The 9,059-nt window shown below is 65.0% G+C and carries 10 protein-coding genes; 4 read left to right on the top strand and 6 right to left on the bottom strand.

Going from position 1 to position 9,059, the window contains the following annotated elements; translation table 11 throughout:
• Positions 1-85: 85 nt before the first annotated feature.
• Together ACY69P_RS10580 and ACY69P_RS10575 are read right to left on the bottom strand one after the other, a co-directional pair.
• Entirely contained in the window at positions 86-928 is an 843-nt protein-coding gene (locus tag ACY69P_RS10580; protein ID WP_404843350.1) for a metal ABC transporter ATP-binding protein, read from the bottom strand.
• Positions 929-1,015: 87 nt separating this feature from the next.
• The gene (locus ACY69P_RS10575) at positions 1,016-2,233 is read right to left on the bottom strand and encodes a cation diffusion facilitator family transporter (RefSeq protein ID WP_462327444.1); all 1,218 of its coding nucleotides are present in this window, start codon (positions 2,231-2,233) and stop codon (positions 1,016-1,018) included.
• A gap of 202 nt (positions 2,234-2,435) precedes the next feature.
• On the opposite strand from ACY69P_RS10575, the gene ACY69P_RS10570 reads away from it, so the two are divergent.
• Entirely contained in the window at positions 2,436-2,843 is a 408-nt protein-coding gene (locus ACY69P_RS10570) for a response regulator (protein WP_459901154.1), read from the top strand.
• Between the two features lie 96 nt (positions 2,844-2,939).
• Here ACY69P_RS10570 and ACY69P_RS10565 read toward each other — a convergent pair whose 3' ends face one another.
• Positions 2,940-3,317 (bottom strand): response regulator, encoded by a 378-nt coding sequence (locus ACY69P_RS10565; RefSeq protein ID WP_462327443.1) that lies wholly within the window; start codon positions 3,315-3,317, stop codon positions 2,940-2,942.
• Between the two features lie 400 nt (positions 3,318-3,717).
• Between ACY69P_RS10565 and ACY69P_RS10560 the strand changes: the two genes are divergently transcribed.
• Both ACY69P_RS10560 and ACY69P_RS10555 read left to right on the top strand, forming a co-directional pair.
• The gene (locus ACY69P_RS10560) at positions 3,718-4,641 is read left to right on the top strand and encodes an ADP-ribosylglycohydrolase family protein (protein WP_462327442.1); all 924 of its coding nucleotides are present in this window, start codon (positions 3,718-3,720) and stop codon (positions 4,639-4,641) included.
• A gap of 123 nt (positions 4,642-4,764) precedes the next feature.
• On the top strand, positions 4,765-5,748 hold the full coding sequence (locus tag ACY69P_RS10555) for a hypothetical protein (protein ID WP_462327441.1): 984 nt from the start codon (positions 4,765-4,767) through the stop codon (positions 5,746-5,748).
• Between the two features lie 67 nt (positions 5,749-5,815).
• Here the strand turns inward: ACY69P_RS10555 and ACY69P_RS10550 are convergent, their stop codons facing one another.
• The gene (locus ACY69P_RS10550; protein ID WP_462327440.1) at positions 5,816-6,385 is read right to left on the bottom strand and encodes a hypothetical protein; all 570 of its coding nucleotides are present in this window, start codon (positions 6,383-6,385) and stop codon (positions 5,816-5,818) included.
• A gap of 142 nt (positions 6,386-6,527) precedes the next feature.
• Here ACY69P_RS10550 and ACY69P_RS10545 point away from each other — a divergent pair, with 142 nt between their 5' ends.
• Positions 6,528-7,250 (top strand): hypothetical protein, encoded by a 723-nt coding sequence (locus ACY69P_RS10545; protein WP_462327439.1) that lies wholly within the window; start codon positions 6,528-6,530, stop codon positions 7,248-7,250.
• A 27-nt stretch (positions 7,251-7,277) separates the two neighbouring features.
• On the opposite strand, the gene ACY69P_RS10540 is transcribed toward ACY69P_RS10545, so the two are convergent.
• Entirely contained in the window at positions 7,278-7,937 is a 660-nt protein-coding gene (locus ACY69P_RS10540; protein ID WP_462327438.1) for an energy-coupling factor transporter transmembrane component T family protein, read from the bottom strand.
• Positions 7,927-9,059, bottom strand: a 1,133-nt coding sequence (locus tag ACY69P_RS10535; RefSeq protein ID WP_462327437.1) for an ATP-binding cassette domain-containing protein, incomplete at its 5' end; no start/stop codon positions are given. The genes ACY69P_RS10535 and ACY69P_RS10540, both read right to left, overlap by 11 nt.

Genomic DNA, 9,059 nt, shown 5'->3' with positions numbered 1-9,059 from the left:
AGCGAGCCAATAACCCCGCAGGCGATGCTGGCCAGCATGGCCGCCATCAGGGCGTTTTGCATAAATTCAAACTGCAGCGCTTCTATCATCCACGGCCTCCGGCATCCTTTGTGGCGGAGCCGGGCACGGTGACGCCCCAGTTCTCGCTGTGTTCGCAGGGCGCAACAACGCGGTGCGGCACGTCCCCATGGGCAAAGACCTCCACCGGGCACGAGCCCTCGGGTTCACTGCCATACATCATCATGAGCATGTCGCGCGTAATCTCGGGCCGGTCATGGAAATGCAGGGTGCGGTTCACGCAGGCCACGGTATGCGCCCCTGCGGCTACGATGCTAAGGTCGTGGCTCACATGGACGATGGTCATATCCGCATTCAGCTCCGACAACAGCTCCAGCAGGCCGGAGCGGCCCGCGGCGTCCACGCTGGCTGTAGGTTCATCAAGCAGGAGCAGTTCCGGGTCGGACACAAGGGCGCGGGCGATGTACACGCGCTGGCGCTGGCCACCGGAGAGGCGGTCTATGCGCCGGGTGCGGTATTCCAGCATGCCCACACGGTCCAGCGCCTCATGCGCGCGGCGCTTTTCCTCGCGCGAGAAGAACCACCCGCGTCCGGTCTGGCCGATAAGGCCCATGAGCGCCACCCGCTCCACATTGATGGGAAAGTCGCGCGCGGCCTCATTCAGCTGCGGCATATAGCCAATGCGCGAAACCACGCGCCCCGGCCTTTCGCCCAGCACGCGCACGGTGCCGCTGACCGGCGTCAACGCGCCAAGCAGCAGTTTCAGGAGCGTGCTCTTGCCCCCGCCATTGGGACCAAGCACCGCCAAATAGTCCCCACGCTGGACCGAAAGGTCCACGCCGTCGAGAATACGGCCGCCCCCGTCATAGGCAAAGCTGACGCCTTGCATTGCAATCACAGTATCGTTCACAGTTCGCCTCCGGCGAAAAAAAGAGCGGACGCACCGCTCCATCATCATTCAACGGAAGAACGTGTTGTAATCCCGGTCCAAATTCTGTCAAGCACCTGCGGTGTCCTCCGGGGCGCCTTCCGCCTCGGGGTCGGCCTCGCACACACTGCCATTGGCGTCCACCAGCCGGACGCCCGCCTCGCGCAGCACAAAGGCGGCCGTGCGCCCCGCGCCGTGCGCCACCACAACCTCGTCGGGCCGAAACGACAACAGCCAGCGCCCAACCAGCAGCCCCTTGCCGCGCTCCGCACCGGCGTGGGGGTTCTCCACCACTTCGGACTCCTGCACCTCGCCGGTTTCCGCGTCGACCACCTCAATGCAAAAGGACGGGGCCGAAGCAAAGTGCACCGGCGCCTCCGGGTCCGGACCGGGCATGGGCGTCATACGGCGGAAGGTGCTGCCATGGTCATGGTGGGTACGGATGTGCGCCATGACCACGCGCGGAAATTGCCGGTACAGGTCTTCCTCCAGCCGGTCGGCCACGCGGTCCGCCACAGTGTGCGACGCCGTGCGCAGCACCACATCCAAATTGATGATAAAGCGCCCGCCAGCGGTCCTGCCGATACACCGTTCAACATAACGCACTTGCGGATGGCGTTCCACAAAGTCCACCACCTCGCGGCGCACGGACGGGTCCATGCCCGCGTCCATCAGGTCCTTGAGAGTGCGAAAGAGGAGCGAGCCGCCAGCCCAAAAAACAAACAGGGACACCGCCCCGGCGGCGTAGCGCTCCAGATGCAGGCCATAGGCCTGCCCCACAAGGCTACCCACAACCACAAGGGTGGACAGACTGTCCGCCAGATAGTCCCGGGCAGCCGCCACCAGCGCTGTGGAACCAAGACGTTTGCCCTGCCCAAGCTGGTACAGACCAAAGGCCAGCGCCACCACAAAGGACCCCACCGCAACTGGCAGGGCCACCTGCACATCAGGCACGCCCGGCGTCCCGAAAATCACCCAGCGCCCAATCTCATAGGCGGCAAGAATAACGGCGATGCTAATAACAAGGGTCGCCACGGTTTCGGCCTTGTACAGCCCATAGGGGAAGGACGGATGCCGCCTGCCCGCCAGCCACAGCCCGACCCACGCGGCGGCGGAGGCCAAAACATCCGTGGCCGAATGCAGCGCGTCGCCCATGAGGGCGGCACTGCCGGACGCCACACCCGCCACGCCCTTGACCACGGCAAGAGCGAGGTTCAGCGCAACGGATGCAAGGGCGCGCCGCCGTGCGGCGCTGATTTCCATGCGGGCAACGTCCTGTATCTCCACGAAATTTCCTCCACTTCCCACAAAGGGCATTCAATGCGATAATATTCCTGACACGTTACAGACCAATCGCCCCGAGTCAATGCCGGGACCACTCTTTCTGCGTTGACCACGCGGGGCAAATCGTGCATGCACGCACTGCCGGAAGGGCGCACCGCTGTGACGGGTCGGCCTCCGGACGTCACAAGAAAAGACGGTTTCCGCCATGCTGCACAAGAAGAATATACGCATCCTTGTGGCCGACAGGTCCGAGCTGATGCAAAAATACATCCGCCGCATCCTGCAGGACGACGGCTACCCAAACGTTGTGACCGCGGACACGGGCCTTGAGGTTATAGACCAGCTCAAGGCCTCGCACGTGGACTGCATTGTCTGTTGCTGGGATTTGCCCAAGATCAAGGGCATAGACATTCTGCGCAATCTGCGCGGGATGAACCGGACCCGCAACATCCCGTTCATTATGGTCACTGCCAAGGGCGGCGCGGAATTCCTTGCGCAGGCGCGCAAGTTTGGCGTCTCCGCCTATGTGACCAAGCCCTTCACCCCGGACACCTTCAAAAAGGCGTTCATCTCCGCCCTTGTCCGGCACGGGCACATCTCCCGCGCGGACTAGCCACGCGGCGCACTGCCGCGCTGTATCAACACATTCAAAGCCGCGCCCGTGCCGCACGTCGCTGGCGGCGCGCCCCCCTCTCTTCCGCCGCGCCGTTCAGGCCGAAGCACACGCGCCGGCGCAGAAGCGGTTGAGCACTTCGCGCAGGTCCGCGTCCTCCACGGGTTTGGTCAAAAAGGCAACCCCGCCGACCTCGCTGGCGCGCTGCGCCGTTACCGTATCCGACGAGGCCGACACGAAGACCACGGGCACCGGGCAAATGCCGCGAATGGCCTGCGCGGCCTCAATGCCGTCGCGCCGTCCAGCAAGGTAGACGTCCATAAACACCACATCCACAGGCCGCTGCCGGACGCAGTTCAGCGCACTGCCCGCGCAGTCCGCCACATCCACAGCCGTGATGCCCATGGCCCGCAGCTTGTACGTCAATTCCATGGCGATAATGGTTTCATCCTCCACGACCAGCACTCGGCACATTGGCTCCCCCTTCACGCTCTGTCCCACAGCATTCTCACTTTCTCCGGTCTTCCGAAGTGTCCTATCCGGCCCGTAGCGTGCCCACGTCTTGTGACAGCAGTATGTCGCATCCCCCACAGCATGGCGCGTCCGCCACGCCCATGTACGATACACGGAAAAGCTGAATCGATACAAGAACGCTTTTATTGCGTACCAGCATCGCGGCGCGCCGCGCCCACCTGCAATACTCCGGTGTTCCATGACACTGCGCCGCCTTCAGCGCGCGTCTGCGCCCCGCATCGTCCGCGCCAGCACTCCTCCCTCGCTCTGTCTTGCGTTCGCATCGACGAACACATACACTGCCAGTGCAGAAGACGGTCCATTCTGTCCGCCAGTCCTTGCAACACGCCGGAGGGTTCCCATGTCGTCCATCACCGCCACGCAGCGCGCCGTACACGCCGTTTGGGGCATGTTCGCCGCAGATTCACTGGCCCTCACCGCCCACTGGATGTACGACACCGCCGCCATCGCCAAAGAGGTCGGACGGCCGGAGAACCTTGCCGCGCCCGTTATTTCGCGTTTTCATCCCAACCGCAAGGCAGGGGAGTTCACGCACTACGGCGACCAAGCCCTCGTGCTGCTGCGCTCTGTAGCGGCGGAGAAGGGGCTGAGCATTTTGGATTTCTTTGAGCGCTGGAAGGCGCTGTTTGCGGACTACGACGGCTATGTGGACGGCGCCACGCGCAACACCCTCGCCCGCATCGACTTTGGCGAAGGCCCGGACACGTCGGGGTCCAACTCCACGGACCTTGCCGGCGCCTCGCGCCTGCCCGTGCTGCTGCCGCTTTTCCCGGATGACGAGGAAGGCCTCGTGCAGGCCGCGCGGCTACAGACCAAGGTCACCCACAACTCCGCGCAGGTGCTGGACGCGGCGGAATTCTTCGCCCGCGCGGCTTTTTGCGCCCTTGGCGGAGCAAGCATTGCCGACGCGGTAGACCACGCCGCCGGGTTTGACTACATCAGCGCGCCCATTGCCGCGTGGACCGACGAAGCCCGCCAGTACGCCTCGCAGGATGTTGTGGCCGCTGTGGCCCGCTTTGGACAAAGCTGCAATGTGGAAGGCGCCTTCCGCGCCACGGTGCAGATTCTGCTCCACCACGCCGATGACCCGCGCGAGGCCCTGATCGCCAACGTAATGGCGGGCGGCGACAGCGCCGCGCGCGGCATGCTGGCCGGGGCCATCCTTGGCGCCAGCGGCGCGCCGGACGCCATCCCGGCCGACTGGCGCGACGGCCTTGCGCACGGCCCGGAAATAGCGCGGCACCTTGACGCGATAACCGCGTAGCTTTTTCCTTCCCCTAAAGTAGGGTTTTCAACCACCACCGGCCTTGGTATACCTGCGCTAGCCTTTTCGCAGGGGTGCCAGCCCTGTGCCCATCACACACACCGCTAACCGCATCAGGACGCCATGACGACGACACCCTTCCTGCGCTCCGTAGGCGCAACATTTCGCGACGCCACGCGCGCCAGCATTGACCTGTTCAAGGTGATGGTTCCCATCATCATCGCCGTCAAGGTTCTTCAGGAGCTTGAACTTGTAGGCTACCTCGCCATTCCGCTGTCCCCGATTATGGAGATGGTGGGCCTGCCGGCCAGCATGGGCCTTGTGTGGGCCACGGGCATTGTGGTCAATATCTACTCCGCGCTTATTGTGTATGTCTCCATCGCGGCGGACGTGCACATGACCGTGGCGCAGATTACCACCCTCAGCACCATGCTGCTCATCGCCCATGGTCTGCCCATTGAGTGCAAGGTGGCCCAAAAATGCGGGCCGTCCCTGACCGGGCAGATGGTGCTGCGCGTTGTGGCGGCGCTGCTGTGCGGTTTTCTGCTGCATCTCATCTATTCCAACACTGGTACCCTGCAGGAAACGGCGCAAATCTTCTGGACGCCCGGCGCGCCGCCGGAAACACATCTTGAATGGGCCATTGATCAGGCGCGCAACCTCTTCTCCATCTACTGTCTGGTGGTGGGGCTGATGTTCATGATGAAGGTTCTGGACAAGCTGCGCATCACCCACGCCATTAACTGGGTACTGCGCCCCATCCTGCGGCGCATCGGCATTGGTCCCTCCGCCGCCACGCTGACCGTTGTGGGCCTCACCCTCGGCATGGCCTACGGCAGCGGCCTCATCATCCACGAAAGCCGCTCCGGCAAAGTCTCGGACCGCGACGTGTTCTATTCCCTGACCCTCATGGGCATGGCGCACGCCCTTATCGAGGATACCTTGCTCATGACGATGGTGGGGGCGCATATTTCAGGCATCTTCTGGGGCCGCCTCGTTTTCTGCCTGCTGTTTATGGCGATACTGGTGCAGGTTGTCTCACGCATGTCCAACTCGCGCTTTATGCAACTGTTCATGCACTCCTCACCAAATAAACAGCCCGCCTAACCGCACACAACAAAGCGGCGCGCCCCGGAGGTTCCGGAGCGCGCCGCTTCATTTTTAGCGCAACCATTCAATCCGCCGGTGAGGCAGGACCGCCGCGTACCACGCCGGCGCGGCGCACCCGCCGCACCAGCCCCGGCACAAACAGCGCCCCGGCGCAGCCAAAGGCCGCGCCGGCCAAAGACTTCAGCGCCACATGCGGCAGCGCCACATCCAGCTCCATCCCCACCAACCAATCCACAAGCAGCACGCCCGGAAAGCGGCACATCGCGGCCAGCCCGCCAACGCCACCGCACAACAGCACGGAGCGCGTCACGTCGCCAACCAGCAGCACCGCGCAGTCAATGACCAGCCCGGGCAGCACGAACTTGACCAGCATCAGCGGGCCGCCCTTGCCAGCGGCAAGGGCGATGGCCCGCAGCCCCGCCAGCAGCGCCGTGGCCGTGGCCACGAAGCGGCGGTCAATAAGCCCCCGCGCCACCAGCAGAAAAAATATCACAAAGAACATGGAATGCCCCGGAATCTTCAGGTGCATCCGAAACGCCAGCTTGGACACCACAATAAGCACGGCGCACAACCCTGCCAGCATGCCTTCGCGCAGGTCCAGCCCGCCCCAAAATGTTCCGTCACCGCGAGTCATGCGCGTTTCTCCCTTGAATTCTGGTCCGGCGGCCGCCGCTTCGCCCGCGCCATGACTTTTGCCGAAAAATCGCTTAGATTCCACCTGTTTTTCACACCGCACCCGGCCCGGCGTCCGCCGCCAGACCGACAAGGAGCCATCTATGCGCATTTATGCCAGCTTCGACGATACGGACATTGCAGGCGCGCCCATCGGCACGGGGCGTCTGGCCCGGATGTACGCCGCCACTCTGCCGGAGCACTGCTCCATCTGGGGCGTGCTGCGCCACCAGCAGCTTGTGGCCGAGGGCATCCCCTACACCTCGCAAAACAGCTCCGCCTGCGTGGTGGTGGACGTGCCCGCCGATGCTGTGGACGACACCCGCGCACTGATGACGGAGCGCGCCGTAGACCACGTGCGCCAGTACATGAGCGACGGCAGCGACCCGGGCGTGTGCATTGCGGACGAGCGGGACGACCTGTCCGCCCTTGTCCCCTTTGGCCAGCGCTGCACCGTGACCCCGGTCACCCAGCAGGACGCCATGGACGCGGCCGCCGGCGTCTTTCTTGTGGGCCTTGGCGGCACCAACGACGGCATCATCGGCGCCACTGCCGCCATCGGCCTGACCGTGGCGGGCTGGTGTGGCCGGTTTATTGAATTCGGCAACCTTCGCGGCTTTCCCGACCCGTGCCCGGTGAGTAAGCTGCACTCGCGCGGGGTGCGCGTGGTCTCCACGGACCGCAACGCCACCGTCCCCGCCCCGGAACATATGCTGCACCACAACGACTGGATACGCCCACAACTCTGGGGCCATGGCCCGGTCCTGCCCGTGGTCGCCACCGCGCCGGGGCACTGGACCACCATGCACACCAAGAACAAAAAATAAGCTCTAGGCCGCCTCCGGGCGGCCTTTTCACACGCCCCCGCCCATACCGCGAGAGGCGGCGGAGACGGCGATATCGCGCGCCACGGCCATCATGCGGATGATGAGCGGCACAATCACACAGCGTACAAGGTCGCGCCAGTTGAGAGGATTGGCGAGGTGCTTTGGCGTAATGCGCGCCCCGCGCAGGACCTGATGCAGATAAATGCTCTTGGTCTCGCGCATGACCAGCGGCACAAAGCGCAGGGACGTGAAAAGGACGAAGGACAGCCGCTCCGGCAACACGCCGCGAAGCCCGCGCATAAGCTGTTCCGGACGCGTGGTGCGCTGTAGGAGCAGTGTCGGCAGCAGGGCAAAGGCCAGTTGCAGGCTGACCACCACCGCGCGCGAGGCCGCCACCTCCGGCGCAAAGCGCAACAGGTACAGCCCGAGCACCACAGGGAACTGGAGCAGCAGCGGGCGCACGTCGCGCCACACATCGCGCAGGCGAAGCCCCGCAACGTGGTACGCCGCCACATGCACGGCGCCAAGGACGCCAACGCTCAGCCCGTCGCGGGCAAACAGGGCGCAGGTGGACAGCGCCAAGGCCGCAAGGAGCTTCACGCCCGGCGGGCAGGCGTGCACCGGGGAGTCGCCCGGCGTATACTGCCCGGGATAGCCGTCGGCCATGTCGAACAATCTAGACCGCATGGCACCGCCCCCCGCGCATCACATAGTGCTCATCGGCCCAGCCGGGGCAACGCGGGTCGTGCGAAACCATCACCACCGCCGCGCCTGTCGCGCGCACGTAGTCGTCCAGCAGGTGCAAAACCGTAGCCCGCACCCCTTCGGCAAGGCCGGTAAACGGTTCATCAAGCAGCACCACGCGCGGCCCCGCCGCAAGCACCGACGCCAGCGCCACAAGGTGCTTCTGCCCAAAGCTCAAGGCCAGCGGCGCGTCCGGGGCCAAATGCTCCAGCCCCACCGACCGCAGCACGGCGCGGGCCTGCTCCTGCGCGGCGGCGCGGTCCCTGCCAAGGCGGCGCAGGGAAAAGCCCACCTCATCCAGCACCGTATCCTCAAAAAGCTGTTGTTCCGGGTTCTGCCCAAGGTACCCCACCAGCCCGCACAGGGCCGCCGGGCGCGGGGCCTCCAGCCCGCAAATGCGCACCGACCCGGCGCGCGGCGTGAGTGCGCCTACAAGGCAGGCCAACAGCGTCGATTTGCCCCCGCCATTGTCACCGCTGACCAGCACCTTGCGACCGGGACGGACCGCCAAATCCACCCCGCGCAAAATCTCCGGGCGCGCGCTATAGCCGGTTTCCAGTGCGCTGACGGCCACCACGGGGTCATTGCCGCTCTCCCCGCGCGCTGTGGCAGGAAAGCCCCCGCACGCACACGGAGCGTCATCAGCGGGAAAATCCACACGGCGGGAGGCAAGACCGTCCAGCCAGCCCGGCACATGTTCGCTCACCACCACAGCGCCGCCACGCGCCATAACGCTCCTGACGATATCAGTCAGGCGCTCTCGCCCGGCGGGGTCCAGCTGGGTGAACGGTTCATCCAAGAGGAGCAGGTTCGGACGCAGGGCCAGTGTGGCCGCAAGGGCAAGGCGGTGCTTCTGCCCCATGGACAGCGCCTCCACAGGCCGCTCAGCGCAGGCGGCAAGGCCCACGGCCTCAAGGGCGGCCATGGCGTCGGCCTTCGCCTCGGGAGCGCTTCGACCAATGTTGCGGGGGCCAAAGGCGGCCTCCTCCAGCACCGTGGCGCACAGCAGCTGCGTTTCAGGATTCTGGAGCACGATTCCCGTCCGGCCCGGAGCGGGCTCCAGCT

It is taken from the genome of Desulfobaculum sp. (assembly GCF_054921475.1).
Note: the sequence above shows the minus strand (reverse complement) of the source record. Positions and strands in the feature narration are given on the sequence as shown.

Coding starts and splice junctions, on each gene's coding strand:
- ACY69P_RS10570 (WP_459901154.1), top strand. CDS start 2,436: ATGCTGCACAAGAAGAATATACGCATCCTTGTGGCCGACAGGTCCGAG.
- ACY69P_RS10565 (WP_462327443.1), bottom strand. CDS start 3,317: ATGTGCCGAGTGCTGGTCGTGGAGGATGAAACCATTATCGCCATGGAA.
- ACY69P_RS10560 (WP_462327442.1), top strand. CDS start 3,718: ATGTCGTCCATCACCGCCACGCAGCGCGCCGTACACGCCGTTTGGGGC.
- ACY69P_RS10555 (WP_462327441.1), top strand. CDS start 4,765: ATGACGACGACACCCTTCCTGCGCTCCGTAGGCGCAACATTTCGCGAC.
- ACY69P_RS10550 (WP_462327440.1), bottom strand. CDS start 6,385: ATGACTCGCGGTGACGGAACATTTTGGGGCGGGCTGGACCTGCGCGAA.
- ACY69P_RS10545 (WP_462327439.1), top strand. CDS start 6,528: ATGCGCATTTATGCCAGCTTCGACGATACGGACATTGCAGGCGCGCCC.
- ACY69P_RS10540 (WP_462327438.1), bottom strand. CDS start 7,937: ATGCGGTCTAGATTGTTCGACATGGCCGACGGCTATCCCGGGCAGTAT.